This is a genomic window from Hydrogenophaga sp. Root209, from assembly GCF_001428625.1.
In the GTDB taxonomy this organism is placed as follows: domain Bacteria; phylum Pseudomonadota; class Gammaproteobacteria; order Burkholderiales; family Burkholderiaceae_C; genus Hydrogenophaga.
In genome coordinates this window covers 37,252-59,302 of record NZ_LMIE01000031.1, presented here as the reverse complement: position 1 = coordinate 59,302, position 22,051 = coordinate 37,252, and the positions used below count along the sequence as shown (strand labels likewise).

Annotated in this window: 20 protein-coding genes and 2 pseudogenes; 1 reads left to right on the top strand and 21 read right to left on the bottom strand. The window is 66.0% G+C overall.

The window, feature by feature from the left end:
* Positions 1-308: 308 nt before the first annotated feature.
* The 19 genes and pseudogenes from ASE11_RS18760 to ASE11_RS18670 form a co-directional block, all read right to left on the bottom strand.
* Positions 309-554, bottom strand: a complete 246-nt coding sequence (locus ASE11_RS18760; RefSeq protein ID WP_031636880.1) for a DUF2274 domain-containing protein — start codon at positions 552-554, stop codon at positions 309-311.
* On the bottom strand, positions 551-1,783 hold the full coding sequence (locus ASE11_RS18755) for a TrbI/VirB10 family protein (RefSeq protein WP_056275105.1): 1,233 nt from the start codon (positions 1,781-1,783) through the stop codon (positions 551-553). Before ASE11_RS18755 ends, ASE11_RS18760 begins: the two co-directional genes overlap by 4 nt.
* A gap of 2 nt (positions 1,784-1,785) precedes the next feature.
* Positions 1,786-2,781 carry a P-type conjugative transfer protein TrbG gene (trbG, locus tag ASE11_RS18750; protein WP_031636884.1) on the bottom strand — a complete coding sequence of 332 codons (996 nt, stop codon included), beginning with the start codon at positions 2,779-2,781 and terminating at the stop codon, positions 1,786-1,788.
* On the bottom strand, positions 2,778-3,482 hold the full coding sequence (gene trbF, locus ASE11_RS18745) for a conjugal transfer protein TrbF (protein WP_023114200.1): 705 nt from the start codon (positions 3,480-3,482) through the stop codon (positions 2,778-2,780). Before trbF ends, trbG begins: the two co-directional genes overlap by 4 nt.
* A 12-nt stretch (positions 3,483-3,494) precedes the next feature.
* Positions 3,495-4,880 (bottom strand): P-type conjugative transfer protein TrbL, encoded by a 1,386-nt coding sequence (gene trbL / locus ASE11_RS18740; RefSeq protein WP_031636886.1) that lies wholly within the window; start codon positions 4,878-4,880, stop codon positions 3,495-3,497.
* Positions 4,877-5,193 (bottom strand): annotated as a pseudogene (locus ASE11_RS18735) (hypothetical protein). Before ASE11_RS18735 ends, trbL begins: the two are co-directional and overlap by 4 nt.
* 12 nt (positions 5,194-5,205) lie before the next feature.
* A complete protein-coding gene (trbJ, locus tag ASE11_RS18730; RefSeq protein WP_031636889.1) occupies positions 5,206-5,931 on the bottom strand; it encodes a P-type conjugative transfer protein TrbJ in 726 nt (241 codons plus the stop codon).
* Positions 5,928-8,379 (bottom strand): annotated as a pseudogene (gene trbE, locus ASE11_RS18725) (conjugal transfer protein TrbE). Before trbE ends, trbJ begins: the two are co-directional and overlap by 4 nt.
* A gap of 15 nt (positions 8,380-8,394) precedes the next feature.
* Positions 8,395-8,667, bottom strand: coding sequence for a VirB3 family type IV secretion system protein (locus ASE11_RS18720; protein WP_003103993.1), 273 nt, complete (start codon positions 8,665-8,667; stop codon positions 8,395-8,397).
* Positions 8,664-9,047 carry a TrbC/VirB2 family protein gene (locus ASE11_RS18715; RefSeq protein WP_031636907.1) on the bottom strand — a complete coding sequence of 128 codons (384 nt, stop codon included), beginning with the start codon at positions 9,045-9,047 and terminating at the stop codon, positions 8,664-8,666. Before ASE11_RS18715 ends, ASE11_RS18720 begins: the two co-directional genes overlap by 4 nt.
* Positions 9,044-10,096, bottom strand: coding sequence for a P-type conjugative transfer ATPase TrbB (trbB, locus tag ASE11_RS18710; RefSeq protein ID WP_056275103.1), 1,053 nt, complete (start codon positions 10,094-10,096; stop codon positions 9,044-9,046). Before trbB ends, ASE11_RS18715 begins: the two co-directional genes overlap by 4 nt.
* Complete coding sequence (locus ASE11_RS18705; RefSeq protein ID WP_012436232.1) at positions 10,093-10,557, bottom strand: CopG family transcriptional regulator; 465 nt, start codon at positions 10,555-10,557, stop codon at positions 10,093-10,095. The genes trbB and ASE11_RS18705 overlap by 4 nt, the downstream gene beginning before the upstream one ends.
* Entirely contained in the window at positions 10,554-12,572 is a 2,019-nt protein-coding gene (locus ASE11_RS18700) for a conjugal transfer protein TraG (RefSeq protein WP_012436231.1), read from the bottom strand. The genes ASE11_RS18705 and ASE11_RS18700 overlap by 4 nt, the downstream gene beginning before the upstream one ends.
* A gap of 217 nt (positions 12,573-12,789) precedes the next feature.
* Positions 12,790-13,020 (bottom strand): EexN family lipoprotein, encoded by a 231-nt coding sequence (locus ASE11_RS18695; RefSeq protein WP_012436230.1) that lies wholly within the window; start codon positions 13,018-13,020, stop codon positions 12,790-12,792.
* Between the two features lie 25 nt (positions 13,021-13,045).
* Positions 13,046-13,960 carry a LysR family transcriptional regulator gene (locus ASE11_RS18690; RefSeq protein ID WP_012436229.1) on the bottom strand — a complete coding sequence of 305 codons (915 nt, stop codon included), beginning with the start codon at positions 13,958-13,960 and terminating at the stop codon, positions 13,046-13,048.
* Between the two features lie 17 nt (positions 13,961-13,977).
* Positions 13,978-14,910, bottom strand: a complete 933-nt coding sequence (locus ASE11_RS18685; protein WP_012436228.1) for an electron transfer flavoprotein subunit alpha/FixB family protein — start codon at positions 14,908-14,910, stop codon at positions 13,978-13,980.
* Complete coding sequence (locus ASE11_RS18680) at positions 14,911-15,660, bottom strand: electron transfer flavoprotein subunit beta/FixA family protein (protein WP_012436227.1); 750 nt, start codon at positions 15,658-15,660, stop codon at positions 14,911-14,913.
* A gap of 24 nt (positions 15,661-15,684) precedes the next feature.
* Positions 15,685-17,466: an acyl-CoA dehydrogenase gene (locus ASE11_RS18675; protein ID WP_012436226.1), complete on the bottom strand. Its 1,782-nt coding sequence runs from the start codon at positions 17,464-17,466 to the stop codon at positions 15,685-15,687.
* Between the two features lie 24 nt (positions 17,467-17,490).
* Positions 17,491-18,858 (bottom strand): MFS transporter, encoded by a 1,368-nt coding sequence (locus ASE11_RS18670; RefSeq protein ID WP_012436225.1) that lies wholly within the window; start codon positions 18,856-18,858, stop codon positions 17,491-17,493.
* A 92-nt stretch (positions 18,859-18,950) separates the two neighbouring features.
* Between ASE11_RS18670 and ASE11_RS18665 the strand changes: the two genes are divergently transcribed.
* Entirely contained in the window at positions 18,951-19,403 is a 453-nt protein-coding gene (locus tag ASE11_RS18665; protein WP_015014596.1) for a transposase, read from the top strand.
* Positions 19,404-19,591: 188 nt separating this feature from the next.
* Here the strand turns inward: ASE11_RS18665 and ASE11_RS18660 are convergent, their stop codons facing one another.
* Both ASE11_RS18660 and ASE11_RS18655 read right to left on the bottom strand, forming a co-directional pair.
* On the bottom strand, positions 19,592-20,641 hold the full coding sequence (locus ASE11_RS18660; protein WP_015014597.1) for an MBL fold metallo-hydrolase: 1,050 nt from the start codon (positions 20,639-20,641) through the stop codon (positions 19,592-19,594).
* Between the two features lie 335 nt (positions 20,642-20,976).
* On the bottom strand, positions 20,977-22,017 hold the full coding sequence (locus tag ASE11_RS18655) for an AraC family transcriptional regulator (RefSeq protein WP_015014598.1): 1,041 nt from the start codon (positions 22,015-22,017) through the stop codon (positions 20,977-20,979).
* Positions 22,018-22,051 lie beyond the last annotated feature (34 nt).

The window sequence follows — 22,051 nt, the reverse complement described above, 5'->3', positions numbered from 1 at the left end:
GCAGGCTTTCAGGCAACAAAAAAGTGCCGGTGTCAAGTCTTTCGCGCAAATCACGCAGGGCTTGAAACCGTATATGGGACAGTAGGTTAGCTCTTTTCGGGGCCGCTTTGCAGAACCGCGGCTTCGTCGGCTAGGAGCCACATAAGAGCGTCGGGAGAGAAAGCCGCATCGCACCGTGTCGTGCTGGATTGCCGAGGAACGGCGGGCCTGTCGCGTCATCATAGCCCAAGAGGCTTGGCGGCATCCAGAATGAAGAACGCGCAGCCGGTGGCTGCGCGTTCGATGGATGCCGTTGGTATGTGACGCCATCATGTCGGCTTCGATGGCGCGCTCCGGGTCGCCGTGCCCTTCCTGAATCCCCGATCCCCCGCCATGAACGCCTCCAGCATGTGCGGGATCAATTTCTCTGCATCGACCACCTCGCCATACGCCTGCGCGTGCAGCGAGGCGTAGCGGTCGAGGTCGGCTTTCAGGCTTGCCGGGCAGGCGAAGGTCAGCTTGACACTCTCGGTCTTGGGCAGAGGCCCGAGCCGCAGCTTCTTGGTCGTGGTCATTGCGAAGCTCCCCGGTTAAAGAACAGGGGCTGGTACGGCCGCAGCACCAGATCCCGGTTGACGATGATCCGCACCGGCAGGCCGGGCCGCGTGGTCAGCGTCGGCTGGATGTTCATGTTGCGCCGGGTGATCTCCTGTCCGACTTGATTGATGCTGTCCTGGGCGCTATCACGCCCGGCGATGACGATGCGGTTGCCGTCCTGGCGGTTCTCCGGCGCGGCCAGTTCGGCGCCCACGCCCAGCAGCGTCGTCAGCACCGCGCCCGAGACGATGCGCTTCCAATGCCAGTCCACGTCGTCCTCCAGGCCGGCGTAGCCCGCTGGATCGGTGCCCACAAGGTTGTCGAGCGTCAGCGATGAGGTATCCGGCAGGATGACCCGGTTCCACACCACCTGCACGCGGCTCTGCCCATAGCTGACCTGGCTGTTGTACTTGCCCAGGATGCGCGACCCCTGCGGGATCAGCAGGAACTTGCCCGTGGCCGTGTCATAGACCGGCTCTGTGACGGTGGCGATCACATCGCCCGGAAGATCGGACTTGATGCCTGTCACCAGCGCCCCGGCGATCACGGTTCCGGCCATCACCTGATAGGGCGACGCCGGCAGCGCCAGATTGCCGGAATTGCGGGTTTCCGTAGAGCCGGCTTTCAGGAACGCCTCTTTCTGGTCTTGCCGGTTCTGCACGGCAGTCGGGTCGGCGGGCTGGGCCGCCGTCGAGGCCGGCCCGGCAGCGAGCGGGTCGAAGGCCGCGAGTGCGCTTGCACCGCCGGGCGCACCCGGCGCCGCCTGCGCTATCGTGGCGGCCGCCTGCCCTTGGCCGCCCGAGCGGAAGAACACGTTGGGATCGTGGCCAGGGGCCGCGTAAGCGGCCACGGCCGGCTGCTGCGAGTTCACGATGGCCGGGCCGAGGTCGCCCGGTAGCGGCCGCCCCAGCTCGGGCACTTTCGGCGTCAGCTTCGAGTAGTCCGCCGGCAGGCCGTCCAACCCTTCGGACTTCGAGACACGATCGACGTTGTAAAGCTCGGTCTGCTCGCCCGCGCCGCGCCGCTGCGGTTGCAGCGACCAGATCGTGGCCCCGAGCACGGCGACGGACAGGCCGCCGACGAGGATGGCCAGTGTGCGCCGATTCAGGCGAGTGACTGGGCGCGGCTGGGCGCGCAGCGCCACCGCCTCCGGCGCGACCTTGCCCGCCTGTGGCGTGGCGAGGTCGGGGGTGTCGTCCTGGCTCATGGTCAGTTCCTCCGCGCAACGCCGTCCGTGCGCTCAATTCGCACCACGTCACCCTTGTCCCCGCCCAGGCGCAGTTCGGCGGCGCCGAACAGCCGATCCACGATGTAGTACGGCGAGCGGAAGCGGTAGTTGACCAGTTGCCCGTCGCCTTCCGGCCCGATCACGAACAGCGGCGGCAACTCGCCTTGCGCGATACCGGGCGGGAACTGGATATAGACCTTCGCGCCGTCGTCGAACGCGCGCAGCGGCTTCCACGGCGGGGTGCTGCCGCTGACCGCGTAGCGAAAGCGCAGGTTCTCCAGCGACAAGCCGGAGTCCACCGGCGCGGCGGCGCTGGCCGCCTGCGCTTGGCGCTGCAAGGCCAGCATCCGGTCACGCGGATACTCCCAAGAAGCCGACGCCATCCACGTCTTTTCCGTCGAAGCCAACTCCAGCAGGTACGTCCTGCGGTTGGTGGTGATGACGAGATTGGTCTTGAGGCCCGAGCGGATCGGCTTGACCAGCACATTGACGCGCAGGTCAGCACCGCTGCCGCTCGACGTATCGCCCACGATCCAGCGCACGGTATCACCAGCGGCCACCGTCACCAGCTCCTCGCCCGGCTGGAGCGAAATCACGGTCACGCGGCCTACGGCTGCATAGACTTGGTAGAGCGCGCCATCGGTGAACGGCCACACCTGAATCGCGTTGACGTATCCCTCGCGCGTGGGTGCGACGCGCGCCTCGGCATTGGCCCGTGAGACGCGCACCTTCTCGTCGGCTGGCTCCGGCGTGGGCTTGGCGTCCTCGGCTTCGGGCAATGGCTTCAACTGCGCCGGCATCGGCAGCACCTCGGGCACGGCCACCACCTCCACCGGCGCGGGTGGCTCGGGTAGCGGCTGGGCCTGCACCGGCTGCTCATCGAGCGAGATGGTCGGCGGTGGCTTGCCCTGCGTGGCGCAGCCCGCAAGGGCAGCGAGCATCAACGGCAAAGCGAAAAAGCGGAAAGACAGGTTCATGGTTTTACTCCTTCGGAAGAATCCAGTTCGCGGCTCCACGACAGGCCATTGACGTAAATGCCGAGAGGGTTCTTGCGCAGGCGTTCCTCGGTGCGTGGCGTCTGCTGCACGATGGAAATCACGGCGTTCCAGCGTTCAGTGCCTGCGGCGGCGCCGTTGACGTAGCGCCGCTCCGTCCAGCGCACGTTGAAAGACGTGTCGCTGGCACGGGTCACGCTGGCAATCTGCACCGTCACCGACTCCTTGCCGATGCGCGCGAACGGGTCGTTGACCCGTGCGTAGTCGTTGAGCACGGCCGCGCCCTTGTCGGTCGTGTAGTCGTAGGCGTCCAGCCAGTTCTGGCGGACGACAATGGGGTCGATGGACAGCGAGCGCACCAGCGTCACGAAGCGCGCGATGTGGTGCGCGGTCTGCGCATCGTTGGGCCGGTACGGCGTGGCGGCTTCGCCCACGGCGCGCACCTGGCCCGCGTTGTCCACCTCCACCACGTAAGGCGTCACGATGGACTGCGCCGAGCGCCACACCAGGCCGCCGGCCATCAGAAGTGCGAGCGTGAGGCACCCGAAGGCCATCAGCCGCCAGTTCTTCGCCTGCACACGCGGCGAGCCGATACGGTCATCCCACACCTGGCCGGCAGCTTGGTACGGCGTGGCAGGCTGCGGCGTGTCGGCATAGCGCACCTGCGGTTTCTTGAATCGCATGGTCAGTTCTCCTTATGAATCGGAATCGCGCAGGCTTGGCCCTTGGCCGGAGCCGCCGCCATCGCCACCGCGCAGCGCGTGGGCGGTGGTGGTCGCGGCATGGGTGAGTTGCTGGCGGCGATGCAGGCGCTTGGCCCAAGCGGGCTGTTCCTGTGTCTGCGCCGTAGCGGCGCCGGATGCGGCCTCGCCTGCGGCACCCTGACCGGATGCCGCGCCCGCGCCGCTATCGGCAGCAGCGCCATTCCAGCCAGCGCGGAAGGGAGCGGCCATGCGTTGCCCGGCAGCGGAAGCGCGGGATGCAGCGCCTCGCCCGGCTGCCTGCGCGCCGGTCTTGGCGACGTTGCCCAGGCCCGCCATTGCGCCTTTCGCACCACCACCTGCGGCGGCGGAGCCGGCCTGGAACGCCGATTTCGCACTACCAGCCGCCGACGTGGCGGCACGCGCACCAGCGCCGGCCAGCTTGGCGGCAGCCGGGGCCATGCGCGCGCCAGCGGCCACGGCACCGCCTACGCCCGTCGCAGCGGCGCCAATGGCGACGGCCGTGCCGGCAGCGCCGACAGCAGCACCGGCCATTGCGCCCGCGCCGAGTTGCGGCGCACCGGACACGAGGCCCGTGGCAATGCCGGGGCCGAAGATCCCCAGCGCCAGCAGCGTGAGTGAGGCCAGCATGATGACCAGCGCGTGGTCGATGGACGGCTCGGCGGGATGGACTTGGAACTGAGCGAACAAGCCCGAGCCGATACCGACGATCACGGCCAGCACCAGAACCTTGACGCCGGAGGCCACCACGTTGCCCAAGACCTTTTCGGCGAGGAACGCGGTCTTGTTCCAGAGCGCGAATGGCACCAGCACGAATCCGGCGAGCGTGGTCAGCTTGAACTCGATCAGCGTGATGAACAGCTGGATCGCCAGCACGAAGAAGCACAAGACCACGATCAGCCACGCGAGGAACATCACCACGATGGGGTCGAGGTTCACGAACACTTCGGGAAAGCCCGCCATCTCGCCGATCTGCTCCAGAATCGGCGCCCCGGCGTCGATGCCGGTTTTCGCCAGCCGGCCCGGCTGCAAGAAGTTCTCCATCGTGATGGCCGAGCCGGTGGCGGTGATGCCCAATCCCGCAAACGAGCGGAACACGATGCTGGCCAGCCAGTTGAAGTTATTGATGATGTAGGCGAAGGCACCGACGTAGAGCACCTTGCGCAGCAGCTTGGCGATCAAGTCCTCGCCCTGGCCGGTGGCATGGCTCATGGCCCAATACAGGCCGGCGATCGTCATGTCGATGACGATCAGCGTGGCCGTGAGGAACGCCACTTCGCCCCGCAGCAGCCCGAAACCCGAGTCGATGTAGGCGGCGAAGGTGTTGAGGAACTGGTCGATGATGGTCACGTCATTCATGGCGTGTCCTCCGGTTCGGCGGGATCGGCCGGCGCCACGCCATCGGCCGGCTCCTCGAAGCTCGGCGGGATCGGCGGCAGGTCGGCCAGCGTCTGGTACTCATCCGGCCCGGCCTGGCCGGAGAAGAAGCGCCGCCGGAAGGCTTCGGCGGCGGCACGGCAAGCGTCCTCGCCCGTGGCCTGCCGGTCGGCCGCGCATTGCGCGCGCAATGCCTTCAGCCGCACGGGATCGGCGGCCAAGGCATCGGCAAGGTGGTCAGCTGCTCGCCGCAAGCGGCCAGCAGCACGACACCAAGGGCGAGGACGCATCGCATGGCGGCCTCCCGTCAGTTGCCGTAGAAGTTCACGGACTGCGGCGTGTACGGCGTGCCGTCGCCGAGGAAGCGCCGCCGCACCTCGCGGGCGCGCTCCGTGGCTGCCGCCTGCCGCGCCAGCTCCAGCGATGCCGCCCGGTCTTGCGTGATCTGGAGCCGCTGCGACTGGATCGACTGCTTGGCCTGCAAGGCCAGCAATTGATTCATGGCCTGCATCGCCTGCAACGCACCTTCGGCCGACTGGCTCTTGACCACAAGATCGGCCAGCACGCTTTCGTCTTCGCCCAGGTTCTGCGACACCTGCGCCTGCATCTGCATGGTGGTCTGCAAGCCGTTGAGCGTGTTCCGCCAACGTTCCTGCGCGTCGCGGTACATCTGGTCGCCGCTGACGGTGGCGGCGTACTGCTCGGGATACAGGCGCGCGAACTCCCGATCCAGATTCGTCACGTCGTAGGCCAAGCCCCTGGCCTGGGCGATCAGCCGCTCGGTGGTCGCCAAATTGGCGCGCAACTGGCCGACCACGCTGGACGGCAGGCTGGCGAGGTTGCGCGCCTGGTTCATCAGCATCTGCGCTTCGTTCTGAAGCTGCTGGATCTGGTTGTTGATCTGCTCCAGCGTGCGGATCGCGGTCAGCGTGTTCTGCACGAGGTTGGTGGGATCGACCACGACCCATTGCGCATGGGCGGTGGCGGTGCAAAGCATGGCCGCGATGGCGGCCGCGACAAGGCGCTTCTTCATGGCAGGTTCTCCAGGGGTTGGTCAGCGAGCACCCGGCGCGAGGCCGGGGAACGAGGGCAGCAGGTCGGCCGCCCAATCGAGGCCGCGGTGGCGAAGCCAGGCACCCGCGAAACCGGGCACGCCGGCGTCCAGCAGCACGCGGTCAATGTCGCGCTGGTCTTGCGGCGTGGAAGCGCCCGCGAAGGCCAGCGCCGCCGGCCCCAGGTCGAGGTCGAACAGGCGGTTGCCGAGGCGGGATTGGTAGTAGTAGTCGCGCTTGGGCTGCGCGGTGGCGACGATTTCGATCTGCCGCCTGTTGAGGCCGAAGCCCTCGTAGATCGTGCGAATCTGCGGCTCGGTCGCCTGCGGGTTGGGCAAGAAAATCCGACTCGCGCAGCTTTCGATGATCGCGGGTGCGATGCTCGAATCCTTGATGTCGGCAAGGCTCTGCGTGGCGAATATGACGCTGACGTTCTTCTTGCGCAGTGTCTTGAGCCACTGGCGGATACGCGCGGCAAACACCGGGTCATCGAGGAACAGCCATGCTTCGTCGAGGATCAGCAGCGTGGGCGCCCCGTCGAAGCGTTCATCAAAACGCGCAAAGAGGTAATGCAGCACGGCCATGACGGCGGCCTTGCTGTGCATCAGCTCCTCCATCTCGAAGCACTGCACGTCGGCCGTGCCCAGCCGGTCGTGGTCGGCGTCCAGCAGCTTGCCGTGGGCACCGCCGAGCACATAAGGCGACAGCGCCTGCCGCAGCGTGTTCGATTGCAACAGCACGGAAAGCCCCGTCATCGTGCGCTGCTCCACCGGCGCCCCGGCGAGACTTCCCAGCGCCGACCAGATAGCCGCCTTCTCGTCGGGGCCGACCGCCACGCCTTCGTGCAGCAAGCGGCCTTCGATCCATTCGGCGGCCCAGGTGCGGTAGCCCTCGCGGTCGATGCGTGCCAGTGGCTGGAAGGCGATTTCGCCATCCGTGCCCAGGTCGTAGTGCTCGCCGCCCAGGCCCAGGATCGTGGCCCGCATCGAGCGGCCCATGTCGAAGGCGAAGATGCGCGAACCGCGATAGCGGCGGAATTGCATCGCCAGCGTGGCGAGCAGAACCGACTTGCCCATGCCGGTCGGGCCTGCGACCAGCGTGTGGCCCACGTCGCCGATGTGCGTCACCAGCCGGAACGGCGTCGCGCCATCGGTGCGCGTGACGATCAGCGGCGGGCCGTCGAGGTGGTCGTTCTTCTCCGGCCCCGCCCATACCGCCGACACCGGCATCATGTGGGCCAGATTCAGTGTCGAGACGATGGGCTGGCGCACGTTGGCGTAGGCGTTGCCCGGAATGGACGACAGCCACGCATCCACGGCGTTGAGCGCTTCGGGAATGGTCACGAAGCCCCGGCCCTGGATGACGCGCTCCACCATGCGCAGCTTCTCGTCCGCCACGGCGGCGTCCTCGTCCATGACGGTGACGGTCGCCGTCAGGTAGCCGAAGGCGACTTGATCGCTGCCCAACTCCTGCAAGGCAGCGTCCGCATCGGCGGCCTTGTTGTTGGCGTCGGTATCGACCAGCGGGCTTTCCTGCTGGAAGATCGCTTCGCGCAGCAGCGCGATGACGTTCTTGCGCTTGGCGAACCACTGGCGGCGCAGGCGGGAAAGTTCTTTCTCCGCCTCGGCTTTGTCGAGGCAGAGAAAGCGCGTGCTCCAGCGGTACGCAAAGCCAAGGCGGTTGAGGTCATCCAGAATCCCCGGCCAGGTCGAGGTCGGGAAACCTCGCACCGACACCACGCGCAGGTGCTGGTTGCCCAGCATGGGCGCCAGGCCACCGACCAGCGGCGAGTCGGTCAGCAGCGCGTCGATGTGGAACGGCACTTCGGGCACGCCCACGCGATAGCGCCGCGTCGAGATGGTCGCGTGCAGGTAGGTCAGCGTCTGGCTGTCATCGAGCCAGGCGATCTCCGGCATCACGCCGTCGAGCAGGTCAAAGACGCGATCCGTTTCCGCGACGAAGGCTTGCAGCCGCCCGCGCCAGTCCACGCCGGTCGTCGGCGTGTTCTCGTAGAGCATCGTGGCTGCACGGGCGCGGGATTCTTCCGGCGGCAGGTAAAGCAGCGTCAGGTGATAGCCGCTCTCGAAGTGATTGCCCGATTCCTCGAAGGCGGCCCGGCGTTCTTCCTCCACCAGCCACGAAAGCGGCTCGGGAAACTCCGAGCGCGGATAGTCGGCGGCGGCGCGGCGCTCGGCCTCGATGAACAGCGCCCAGCCCGATCCCATGCGACGCAGCGCGTTGTTCAACCGCGCCGACGTGGCGATTAGCTCGCCTTGCGTCGCGCTGTCGAGGTCAGGCCCGCGAAACCGGGCCGTGCGCTGGAAACTGCCGTCCTTGTTCAAGACGACGCCCGGTGCGACCAGCCCGGCCCAGGGCAGCCAGTCGGCAAGCAAGGCCGGGCGCTGGCGGTATTCGGCGAGGTTCAGCATCGCGGCGTCCTCCCCTCACACGTCCAGCAGCGGGCGGTGCTTGATGTGCCGGGCGAAGACCTGCATGAACTGCGGATCGACGCGCGCACCCCACACCGCCAGCGAATGGCCGACGATCCAGAGCACCACGCCGGGAATCCACAGTTGCAGGCCCAGGCCGACAGCGGCGGCCAGCGTGCCGTTGGCGATCGCCACGGTGCGCGGCGCACCGCCCAGCAGAATCGGCTCGGTCAGCGAGCGATGCAGCGGCACCTCGAAGCCGTCCGCGAAGGTGTCCGGGGCACTCATACGACGGCCCCGCCGGAGAAGCTGAAGAACGACAGGAAGAAGCTCGACGCCGCGAAGGCGATGGACAGACCGAACACGATCTGGATCAGCTTGCGGAATCCGCCGGACGTGTCACCGAACGCGAGCGCGAGGCCCGTGGCGATGATGATGATGACCGCGACGATGCGCGCCACCGGCCCCTGGATGGATTCGAGGATGGATTGCAGCGGGCCTTCCCACGGCATCGAGGAACCGGCGGCCTGCGCGGTTCCGGCCAGGAACAGCAGCAGCGCGGCCAGCAACAGCCCTTGCCCCGCAGGGCGGGCCAGGCAGCGCAGCTGCGCAAGACGCAAAGCCGGATTTGCAGAAAAACGGAAAGCAGGAATGGTCATCTGCGTCATGGCAGTTCTCCAAGTGAGTCAGGGGATGGGGATGTCGCCGCAGCGGGTGCGGCATCGGGACGTGGCGGCAGCTCGGGAAACGGCGTTTCCAGCGCATCCGCCAGTTGGTAGCCCGCGCCATCGAAGCCGACGACGCGGGCGATGCTCTCGATGCGGCGCTTGCGTCCGCGCCCGGCGATGTGGATGACCACGTTGACCGCTTCCGCGATCAGCGCACGGGGCGGGTTCTCCGCCACTTCGAGAATCAGTTGCTCCAGGCGCAGCAGCGCGCCCAGCGCGGAGCCGGCGTGGATGGTGGCGATGCCGCCGGGGTGGCCCGTGCCCCATACCTTGATGAGATCCAGCGCCTCGGCACCACGCACTTCGCCAACGATCACGCGATCCGGGCGCAGGCGCATGGAAGAGCGCACCAGCTCGGTCATCGACACCACGCCCTGGCGCGTGCGCAGCGGTACGTGATCGCGCGCCGCGCATTGCAGCTCCACCGTGTCTTCAAGCACCAGCACGCGGTCACCGGTAGCGGCAATCTCGGCGAGCAAGGCATTGGCGAGCGTGGTCTTGCCCGTGCTGGTGCCGCCTGCGATCAGGATGTTCTGGCGCTCGCGCACGGCGCGCACCAGCAGGCCCGCCTGCGCGGCGGTCATCATTCCGTCCTCGATGTAGCGCGACAGTGGGATCACGCCAAAGGCGCGCTTGCGCAAGGCGAAGGCCGGCCCCGGCGCGGCGGGCGGCAGGATGCCCTCGAAGCGTTCGCCCGTCTCGGGCAGCTCTGCCGTCAACAACGGCTGGCCCCGATGAACTTCCGTGCCAACGTGAGCTGCAACGAGGCGGATGATGCGTTCGCCATCGGCCTCGGACAGTTCCACGCCCATCGGCGCGCGGCCCGTGGACAGACGATCCACCCAGAGCGTGCGATCGGGGTTGAGCATGATTTCCACCACGTCCGGGTCTTCGAGCGCGGCAGCGATCAGCGGCCCCATGGCCGTGCGCAGCATCTGGATGCGGCGATCCAGCGAGGTGGCCGTGAAGGAGGAAGGAACGGCGCTCATAAGGCACGCTCCTGGGCATCCGCGACGGCCGCAGCGCCCTCCGGTCGCGTCGGATCGGTGTGCAGTTCCTCCACCACATCCCGCACCAGGCTGCGCCCGCGCAGCAAATGGCGACCGAGCTGCTCGACGAACTGCTCGAAGCGGGCCTTGCCCTGGGCGCGAGCGGCATCCTGATGGGCCTCGGGCACGGGTGTGCTCACCGTGAGGAAATAGCGGATGAACAGCGCCAATGTTTCGATGGCAATGTTCTGGTCGCGCTCCAGGCGCTCGGCGTGGCGCGACAGGCGGTCCAGCCGCTTGGCAATTGCCGCCTCGCGCTGGTCGGCCGCATCGGGCGACAGCCAGGAGGCCAGGGCCGCCGCGACGATGCTGGACTTGGACACGCCCTTCTTGGCGGCCAGTTCATCGAGCCGCTTGCTGTGCTCCGGCTGGATGAACACATTGAGGCGGTGTTGGGTCATAGGTCGATTCCGTCGTCAGGGTCGAGGGAAGCCAGCCGGGCCGTGCGCTGCAGGGCCGGATCGAGCTGGCGAGGAAGGGGATGCGGCATGTCGTCGTCATCGAGCAGCCCGAGGTCGGCTGCGGGCGCAACCAGGTCGGGGTCGTAGGTGACGGCTTCGGAAAGTTCGGGCTGGCGGCGTGGGCCGCTGTCGTCGGCCGAACCCAGGTTCTCCAGCCCATCGGCGGCGTCGGCCGTCGGTGCGACCGGCATGGCGGGAATCGCCAGCCCGCTCCAGTCGTCGGCGCGTTCCGGTGGCACATCGGCATAGCGCCCCTGCATGGACAGGGTTGCAAGCACCGGCGGCGGAAGCACGCGCCGCTTGAAATTGCTGTCCGCGTAGTAGCGCAGCTTCTTGGCCTTGATGGGCGCCACGCTGGACACCATCACCACGGCCTCGTCGGGCGGAAGCTGCATTACCTCGCCCGGCGTGAGCAGCGGACGTGCCGTCTCCTGGCGCGACACCATCAGATGCCCGAGCCATGGCGCGAGCCGGTGGCCGGCGTAGTTGCGCTGCGCGCGCAGCTCGGTCGCGGTGCCCAGCGTTTCGGAGATGCGCTTGGCGGTGCGCTCGTCGTTGGTGGCGAACGTCACCCGGACATGGCAGTTGTCCAGGATCGAATGGTTCTGGCCGTAGGCTTTGTCAATCTGGTTGAGCGACTGGGCGATGAGGAAGCTGCGGATACCGTAGCCGGCCATGAAGGCCAGGGCCGTCTCGAAGAAGTCGAGCCGTCCGAGCGCGGGGAACTCGTCGAGCATCAATAGCAGCTTGTGGCGGCGCGCGATGCCGTCGCTGCCGTCGAGCGATTCCGTCAGCCGTCGCCCGATCTGGTTGAGGATCAGGCGAATGAGCGGTTTCGTCCGCGAAATGTCCGAAGGCGGCACCACCAGGTACAGCGACACCGGATGCTCGGCCGCGATCAGGTCGGCAATGCGCCAGTCGCAGCGCGAGGTGACTTCGGCCACCGTGGGGTCGCGGTACAGGCCGAGGAATGACATGGCGGTGCTCAACACGCCGGAACGCTCGTTGTCCGATTTGTTCAGGACTTCGCGCGCTGCCGATGCCACCACCAGATGCGGCCCACCACCGATGTGCGGCGTGGTCATCATCCGATGCAGGGTCAGCTCGAAGGGACAGGCCGGGTCGCTGAGGAAGTTGGCGACTCCGCGCAGCGTCTTGTCTTCGCCTGCGTAGAGCACGTGCAGGATGGCCCCAACCAGCAGCGCATGCGAGGTCTTCTCCCAATGGTTGCGCCGCTCCAGTGCTCCTTCGGGATCGACCAGAATGTCTGCGATGTTCTGCACGTCGCGCACTTCGTGCGCGCCGCGCCTCACCTCCAGCAGTGGGTTGTAGGCCGACGACTTCGCATCGGTCGGGTTGAACAGCAGGCAATGCGAGAAGCGCGAGCGCCAGCCGGCGGTGATGCTCCAGTTCTCGCCCTTGATGTCGTGAATGACGGCCGATGCAGGCCAGCTCAACAAGGTGGGAACCACCAGGCCCACGCCTTTGCCCGAGCGGGTGGGCGCGAATGTCAGGACGTGTTCCGGGCCTTCATGGCGCAGGTACTGCTGGCGATGCAGGCCGAGGAACACGCCCGCAGGCTGGTCAAGGCCCGCCTTGTGGATGTCCTCCGCATTGGCCCAGCGGGCCGAGCCGTAGGTCGTGACCAGCTTGGACTGGCGCGAGCGCCAGATCGACATGCCGATGGCAACTACCATCGCGATCAGGCCGCTGCCTGCGGCAATGGCACCGCCCGCGTCGAAGATATGCGGCGCGTAGGCGTCGAAGAAGAACCACCACTCGAACAGGCCCCAGGGGTGGTAGACCGGCGTACCGAAGAAGTCGAACCACGGCGAGCCCAGGCGTAGCTGGTAGCCCAGGGCCGCTGCTGTCCATTGCGTGGCGCTCCATACGCCAGCGATCACGATGCCGAAGACGACGGCAATCTGACCGAACAGCACGTTCGTTCCTTGCATTGGTCAACCTCCCACTACGGCACAGGAACGTGCCGTAGTGCCGAGGATCAAGGCGAGCGTGCAGGCCGGTCAAAGACCGTTATGGCGGGGATTCAGGCCAAAAGAGCCAGACTTCTTGCGGTGGCGAAGACAATAAAAATGCCGCATGCGCGAGCGCGCTGCGGCGTGATGAGGTAACTGCGAGAACTTTGTCGCGGCGCCGCGACGGAAGGTTACCTTATTGGGACTTCTGCTCCGGCCGGTCACCAAAGAAGCGGCGATTCGCGGCCTCGGCGGCACGTCGGCAGAGTTCTTCGCCGGCCTTCGCGCGCTCTTCCTTGCACAGGCGCTGGACTTCCTTGAGACGCTCAGGATGGGCCACGAGGAAGTCCACGGTTTCCGTCGGTTGGGATGGCCCACAGGAGGCTGTCAGTGCAGCGGCCATCAGCAGCGACAGGAATCGGGGCATGGCTTGGGTCCTTTCAGCAGGTGGATCAGGAGTCCTCGGCGGCGCTGGAGCCATCCGCCGAATCAATGGAGTCCACTCGTGCGATGAACCGAGCCAGCATTTCGGAGGGCTCCACGTCACGGTGCAGCAGATACGTGGCCAGCATCTGCGACTTGCCCGCCAAGCGCCGGGCCACAACACCTGGCCCACGGCCGGATGCAATGTGCGCGGCGCCCGCCAAACCAAGTGCCAATCCGGCGGAGACTAAGGTCATCATCACCTCATAGGACGCCACGCGCTGGGCGATCAGTGGCTGTTGCTCGTAGCGCTGCAAAACGCGATCAACTTGGCGTGCATGGCCTTCGCATATCGCCGGATCGCATAGCGCCAGCGGATAGCGCAGCACTTCTTCCAACGGAACGTGCTTGTGGGCCAGCACAGGATGGCGAGCTGGGACCGCCACCATCAGCTCGTCTTCCCACGCAGGCCTGACCACAATGCCGTCGCCCACCTCTTCGGCCATCGAAAAGCCGACGTCATACAGGTCATCGTGCAGACCCTTGATCTGTTGGTCCAACGGCATCTCAAATAACCGAATGTCAATCTCTGGATCTTCCTCTCGGCACCGTGCCAGCAGCGTCGGCATTCGCGAGGGCGTGATGCCATCGGACAAAGCGATGCGCAACTGTCCCTGAAACCCACTGGCGGCGGACTTGACGCCGTCACACGCCTGTTTCAGAGCTTCGAAGATTCGCGGCACCCGCTCCAGGAATGCCATTCCGGCAAAGGTCAGGCGGGTGCTTCGCGTGGTTCGCGTGAACAGTTGCGCCCCGAGCTCTTCCTCTATCTCCTTGATGGTGCGCGACAAAGGGGACTGATCGATGTGCAGCTTTTCCGCTGCGCGGCCAAAGTGAAGTTCTTCGGCCACCGCTATAAAGCAACGCAAATGCCGAAGCTCCATGGTGTATCTCATCCAAGTTAAAAGGCCTTGACGAGTTCCGGCACAGCCGCGAACAGGTCCGCCTCCAGCCCGTAGTCGGCCACGCTGAAGATCGGCGCCTCCGGGTCCTTGTTGATCGCCACGATCACCTTGGAGTCCTTCATGCCCGCCAGGTGCTGGATCGCCCCCGAGATGCCCGCCGCCACGTACAGCTGCGGCGCCACGATCTTGCCGGTCTGGCCCACCTGCAGGTCATTGGGCGCGTAGCCCGCATCCACCGCCGCGCGGCTCGCGCCGATGGCCGCGCCCAGCTTGTCGGCCAGCGGGGTGATGACTTCGTCGAATTTTTCCTTGCTGCCCAGCGCACGGCCGCCGGAGACGATGATCTTGGCCGCCGTCAGTTCGGGCCGGTCGCTCTTGGCGATTTCGCTGCCCACGTAGCTGCTCTTGCCGGTGTCTGCCGCTGCGGTTGCCGTTTCCACTGCTGCGTTGCCTCCGGTCGCCGCTGTGGCGTCGAAGCCGGTGGTGCGCACGGTGATGACTTTGGTGGCGTCGCTGCTTTGCACGGTGGCGATGGCATTGCCGGCGTAGATGGGGCGTTCGAAGGTGTCGGCGCTCACCACCTTGGTGATGTCGCTGATCTGGGCGACGTCGAGCTTGGCGGCCACGCGGGGGGCCACGTTCTTGCCGCCGGCCGTGGCCGGGAACAGGATGTGGCTATAGTTGCCGGCGATGGCCAGCACCTGGGCGGCCACGTTCTCGGCCAGGCCGTGGGCCAAGCCTGCGGCGTCGGCGTGGATGACCTTGGCGACACCGGCGATCTGGGCGGCGGCTTGTGCGGCAGCGCCGGCATTGTGGCCGGCCACCAGCACGTGCACGTCGCCACCGCAAGCGGCTGCAGCCGTCACGGTGTTCAGGGTTGCGCCCTTGATGGATGCGTTGTCGTGTTCAGCAATAACGAGTACCGACATTTAGATCACCTTCGCTTCGTTCTTGAGTTTTTCGACCAGGGCGGCCACGTCAGCCACCTTCACGCCGGCGCCGCGCTTGGCGGGTTCGGTCACCTTCAGGGTCTTCAGGCGCGGGGCGACTTGAACGCCGAGGTCTTCGGGCTTGATGGTGTCCAGCGGCTTTTTCTTGGCCTTCATGATGTTGGGCAAGGTGACGTAGCGCGGTTCGTTCAGACGCAGGTCGGCGGTGATGACCGCGGGCAGCGTGAGGCTAAGGGTTTCCAGGCCGCCGTCCACTTCGCGGGTCACGGCTGCCTTGTCGCTGGCGAGCTCGACCTTGGAGGCGAAGGTGGCTTGCGGCAGACCGGCCAGCGCCGCCAGCATCTGGCCGGTCTGGTTGCAGTCGTCGTCGATGGCCTGCTTGCCCAGGATCACGAGGCCGGGCTGTTCCTTGTCGATCAGGGCCTTAAGCAGCTTAGCCACGGCCAGCGGCTGCAGTTCTTCATTGGTCTCGACTAGGATGCCGCGGTCGGCACCGATGGCCATGGCGGTGCGCAGCGTCTCCTGGCATTGAGACACGCCGCACGAGACGGCGACGATCTCCGTTGCCGCGCCTTTCTCCCTGAGCCGCACAGCCTCTTCGACGGCAATCTCGTCGAAGGGGTTCATGCTCATCTTGACATTGGCGATGTCCACGCCGCTGCCATCGCTCTTGACGCGGACCTTGACGTTGTAGTCAACCACCCGCTTGACGGGAACCAGGATTTTCATGGGAGGGTTTCCTTTCAGGATCATTCAGAGTTGATCGTCCGCCAGGGCCAGCGTGCTGGCGGCGCCGCCCGTGACGATGTCGCGCAGCATCGGCGCCTGCACCAGGACATGCGCCGCGTAATGGCTGGCTGTGGCGCGCTTGGTACCGAGAAAGCCCGCATCGCCCGCGCCCGCCGCGAGTTGCGCGGTAGCGGCTTCGGCCATGCGCGCCGACAGCCAGCCGCCGATCACGGTGCCCGCCAGCCGCAGGAAGGGCACGGCGCCCGCCGCGCACTGCGCGGGTTGACCGTCGTGGGCCAGCAGCCAGTCGACCGCTTCGTCCAGCGCCTGGGCAGCGGCTGCCAACGCGCGGCCGATCTGCGCCAGCACTGCATCGGGCGATTCGACCAACCGGCGCGCATCGCCGTCGATGCGGCCCAGCAGCGCCTTCAGCGTGCGCCCGCCCTCGCGTGCCAGCTTGCGGCCGATCAGGTCGTTGGCCTGGATGCCCGTGGTGCCTTCGTAGATGGTCGTGATGCGCGCGTCGCGCATGTGCTGGGAGGCGCCGGTTTCCTCGACGTAGCCCATGCCGCCATGCACCTGCACGCCGTCGGACGTGATGCCCTGCGCGCTGTCGGTACACCAGCCTTTGACCACCGGTATCAGCAGGCCGACCAGGGCCTGCGCCTGCGCGCGCTCCTGCGCATCGGCGTGGCCCGCGGCGCGGTCCATCTGACCGGCGCAGAAGTAGGCCAGCGCGCGCATGGCCTCGGTGCGGGCCTTCATGTCCATCAGCATGCGCCGCACGTCCGGGTGGCCTGCGATGGCGGTGCTGCCGCTGATCAGCGGCTTGCCCTGCACCCGCTCCAGCGCATAGGCGCGTGCGCGCTGGTAGGCGCGCTCGGAAATGCCCACGCCTTCCAGGCCAACGTTCAGCCGCGCGTGGTTCATCATGGTGAACATGCAGGCCAGCCCCTGGTGCGGCTCGCCGACCAGGTAGCCGATAGCGCCGCCGCTGTCGCCAAAACTCATCGACGCCGTGGGGCTGCCGTGGATGCCCATCTTGTGCTCAATCGACGTGCAGGCCAAGTCGTTGCGTTCGCCCAGGGTGCCATCGTCGTTGACCAGGTACTTCGGGCACAGGAACAGCGAGATGCCTTTCACCCCCGGTGGCGCATCGGGTAGGCGCGCCAGCACCAGGTGCACGATGTTCTCGGCCATGTCGTGCTCGCCCCAGGTGATGAAGATCTTGTTGCCGCTGACGTGGTAGTGGTCGCCCTCGTGTACGGCACGGCTGCGCAGCGCGGCCAGGTCAGAGCCGGCCTGGGGCTCGGTGAGGTTCATGGTGCCCGTCCAGCGGCCCTCGACCATGGGTGCCAGGAAGCGGCGCTGGAGTGCGTCGCTGCCATGGTGCGCAATGGCCTCCACCGCGCCCAGCGTGAGCATCTGGCACAGGCTGAACGCGAGGTTGGACGACTTCCACATCTCCAGCACGGCGGTGGAGACCAGCGTGGGCAGGCCCTGGCCGCCCCATTCGGTGGCAGCGGGCATGCCGTTCCAGCCGTTCTCGCAGAAGCTGGCCCAGGCTTCGCGAAAGCCGTCGGCGGGCGTGACCCGACCATCGTGCCAGCGCGCGCCCTGCACGTCGCCGGGGCGGTTGAGCGGATCCAGCACGCCAGCGGCGTAATTAGCCGCCTCCTGCAGGATGGCCTCGACCAGGTCGGGCGTGGTTTCTTCATGGTCGGGCTGGGCGCAGATCGCGTCCAGGCCGCCGACCTCTTTCATGGCGAACAGCATTTCGCGCAGGGGGGCTATGTAGACAGACACAGCGAATTTCCTTGATGGCTACGATCAGGCGTTTTGCGGCGTCTGTTGCGACGGGCGCAACTCGCGTGCAGCCTCTTGCGGGCCCACCGACGCCGGGCCGCCATGCCTGATGAACGCCAGGGCGATCGAGCCGATGATTCCGAAAGCCCCGATCACCAGGAAGTTCTGCTCCAGCGGCAGCTCAAGCGCAACGATCTGGCCGATTAGCAGCGGCGCCGCGATCGCGCCCAGGCGCCCCACGCCGGAGGCCATGCCGATGCCGGTCGAGCGGATGGACATCGGGTAAAACTGCCCGCAGTAGGCATAGGCCACCAATTGCGCGCCGGTGGTGCAGGCGCCGACCGCGCCGATGATCAGATAACGCAGCTCGGTCGAGGTCTGGAACGTCATCAGGTACAGCAGCACGCCGCCCAGCGCATACATCCCCACCAGCACCCACTTGATGTTGAACTTGTCGGCGAGCCACCCGCCTCCCACGGCACCGATGATGGCGCCAACGTTCAGCGCGATCACGAAGCTGAGGGCAGACCCCAGGCTGTAGCCAGCCATAGCCATCAGCTTGGTCAGCCAGCTGCTGAGCGCATAGACCATGAACAGGCCCGAGAAGAAGGCGATCCAGAACAGCACCGTGCTCGGGCCTCGCCCGTCCTGGAACAGCCGGGAGACCGGCGCACCCGCCACGCGGTCGGCGGTGGGCACGACGAACTGGGCGTCCGCCGGGTGCTTGACTCCCGGCTGGAGATTACGGGCCACTTCGGCCAGTTCGCCGTTGCGGCTGCGCGAGATCAGGTAGGTCATTGATTCCGGCACCAGCTTCAAGATGAACGGAATCAGCAGGACCGGCACACCCGCTGCGATGAAAACGACCTGCCAGCCGTACTCGCCGATCAGCTGCTTGCCGAGCACCGCGGCCAGGATGCCGCCCAGTGCGTAGCCCGAAGTCATCAGCGCCGTCATCAGGCTGCGGATCTTCTTGGGCGAGTACTCGACCATCTGTGCCACGATGACCGGCAGCACACCGCCAATCCCCAGGCCCGCGATGAAGCGCACCACGCTGAAGCTGATGGGATCCTTGGTGAATCCGGCGGCCGCGGTGAACACGCTGAACAGCATGACGCCAATGGAGAGGGCCCAGCGCCGACCAATCCGGTCGGACAGCGTGCCCAGAACCATGGCGCCGAACATCATGCCGAACAGGGCCGAACTGGCCATGAAACCGGCAGTCGATGCGTTCACGCCCATCTGCTGCATGATGGACGGCAGGGCGATGCCCACCACGGCGATGTCATAGCCGTCGATGATGAGAATCAACAGGCACCACAGAAGCACCTTGGCATGAAAGCGGTTGAAGCGAGCGTCGTCGGCGAGCTTCTGCATGTCGATTTGGCACACGTGTTTGTCTCCTTTGGGTTAGGCTCTGGATCGTGGGGCGGCGGTCATCGCCGCTCCGCTACATGTCGTCCAGCGCACACAAGGAATCCTAGGTGCCGGTGCTGCGAGCCGCGATGACGAAGCGCCCCGATCGAATGACAAACGGCCCCTTTCTGAGAGCACTGTTCAAGTGCGCCAAGAGGTCAGGCGTCAAGCTGAATATGGTCGCCCGTGCGGCTGATATTCCAGCACGAAGGGCGCTTCTGCCTGCTGGGAACACCCCGGCAGTGTTGGGTGCCCAGGGGCTCACGCCCCATCGTCGGCGCACGCCTCAACGCCAGACCCTGTACGCCTTCGCCGCCGTCAGCACGCACGATGGCGTGATTGACTCTCTGGTGCTGCCCTGGGCCAACGCTGAGACGATGCAGGTGTTCCTGGCCGAGATGGCGCGACGCCATGCCGTCGAGTTCATCATGATGGTCATGGATCAGGCGGGTTGGCACATCGCGGGTCACTTGGATGTGCCACAGAATATGCGCCTAGAGTTTCTGCCAGCCTTGAGCTGAACCCGGTCGAGCATCTGTGGAAGGTGCCGTGCCAGGATTGGTTTGCCAACACGGTGTTCAAAGAACTGGAGGCCGTACACGACGCGCTGGTGCAAGGACTCATTGCTCTCGAAACACATCAGCAAAGAACCCAGTCAATGACAGGCTTGATTGGGTTACTTCTATATCCTTGAGGGCAAATTAGTGCATCAGGCGAGCCGATAGCGCATTGCACCGTCTTCGTCTTCTGCAGACACGATTTCCCCACGCTGGTCGAGATAGTTTAGGTGGGCGAGCGTCTCTCCGGTCGCGAGGTTGAGGTGCATTTGCTCCGCAACAATGGACGAACGGTACAGGGCGCGAACCAGGTCGATGACCCTCAGAGGCTGCACAAGTTGTTGCCTGACGCGGTCGGTGCCTCTGACGGTGCTCGCACGCAGTTGCTCCAACCGTAGGTGCAGGCCATGGAAAGGTTCGTTGTGGGCAGGCAGAATCAGGGCGCTCCCAGGTACGCGTTGCATCAACCGGTCGATGGAATCGAGCCAGCCCTGCAGAGGATTCGCATGCGGCTCGGTGGCGTACACGGAGGTATTGGAACTGATCCTGGGAAGAACCTGATCCCCCGATATCAGCAAATCCAGTTCGCGCGAGTAGAAGCACGCGTGCTCGGGGGAATGTCCTGTGCCGACGATGACTTCCCATTCCTGGTCCCCGATCCGCAACATCTGGCCATCCGTGAGCCGCACAAAGCTGTCAGGCAATGGATGGATCATCTTACCGAAGTCACCGAACCGGGTGCGGTACTCATCCACCTCGGTGTCGCTCCATCCGGCCCTCCGATAGAAGCGAACGCCATCGACTGGCGCTTCCCGCCCCGTATCGGCAAGCATCACCCGACAGCTCAAATACTCGTCTCGTGTCATCCAAAGCGCGCATTCGAAGCGACGTGTCAACCATCCCGCCATGCCCACATGATCCGGGTGCATGTGCGTCGCTATCACACGGGAGATGGGACGGCCGGCTAGCGGCCCCTGCGGAGCGAGCAAGGCGAGCCACGCGTTCCTGACGTCCACGCTGCGAATGCCCGTGTCCACGACCGCCCAACCAGGACCGTCGCTCAATGCCCAGAGGTTGATGTGATCCAGGGAAAACGGCAGCAGCATGCGCAGCCACAGCACACCAGGCTTGATTTCCGTGGCTTGGCCAGGGAGTGGGAGATCCGAGAACGGATACGAGAGTGCCGGGGCTGCGTCGGTCATGATGCTTGATTTACATTCTGGCAGTGCCGCTCCAAATGGCACACAGCCATCACTCCTATGCAGTGCGAGTTCAGTTTTAGCTTAGGAAGCTTAGAAGTCAGCCTCAACGGGTGGCAATGACGAATGACCTCGATAGGCTGACGGAAAACATCTGCTTCCTGGCGCAGCCTGTCGCTGCGCTGCCGTCGGTGCAACTGCCTCAAGGGCTGCAAACAGTCTCTTGAGCGCACGAGAGCCTCGCTCGATGTGGGCCAAGGCCCGGCAGCTATGAAGGCGCCGATCTTCTCGGTGGTCGGCTACAGCCTCGTGGCCGTGCCGGAATTGGTCGAATGCCTCTATGTAGGGTGCTGCCCGCTGCGCGAGCGGGCGCGGTAGGCTCCCGGCGCGCTGCCGGTCCAGACCTTGAAGGCGCGCTGGAAGGCGGTGCTGTCGGTGAAGCCCAGGTCGGCGGCGATGGCGATGAGCGAGGCTTCGCTGCTGGTCAGGCGCACGATCGCCATGTCGCGCCGCAGTTGGTCCTTCAGTGCCTGGAAGGAAGTGTCCTCGGTGGCCAGGTGCCGCTGCAACGCGCTCACCGACATGTGCAGGCGCTGCGCGGTGACGGCCAGGTCGGGCCATTCGGGGCTGGCCCGCTGCAGCACCATGCGGACCCGCGCGCTGGCGCTGCGCTCGTTCAGGTGCGGACCCACCACGTTGCCCGGCGTGGCGCGCAGGAAGGACTGCAGCGCGTCCCGATCGCGCCGCACCGGCTGTTTGAAGGCGTCGGCGTCGAACCAGGCGGCCGTGCGCGGCTGCCCGAAGCACAGCGTACCGGAAAAGATGCGCCCGTAGCTCATCGCATGGAGCGGCTGCGCAAAATTGAAGTCGAATCGCTGCGGCACCAGCCGGCCGCCGTGCAGCCACAGCAGCAAGCGCCAGAACACGCGCAGCAGATGTGCGTGAAGGAATTCGGCATGTGCGCCCGCGCCGCCGCGCATCTCCAGCGCGAAGCCCCCCAGCGCGCCCTCGGTCACGGGCACCAGCGCCACGTCGTCCTGCAGCAGGGCGAAGGATTCGCTCAGGCGACGCAGGGCGTATGACAACGAATGGGCAGTGAACGCGCTGCGCACCATTAGCGCGAAGCTGCCCGGGCGCATGGGCCGCCCATGCAGGTAGCCCAGGCACTCGTCGTTCAGGCTGTCCTTGACGGCGATAAACAGCGCGTTGAACTGCTCCACGGTTACGCGCGAATCCTCCAGATCCAGTAGCGATTCGCTGATGCCTGCGCGCCCCAGCACGCCCTCCAGCCATTCTTGCGTGGCCAGCCCCTTGCCGCGCGCGCCGTCCAGCAGGCCATGCACGGCGAAGATAGGAGCAGTAAAGACGGGTTGCAGCATGGCGTGTGATCGAAGGGGTCAACGCCGGTCGCAC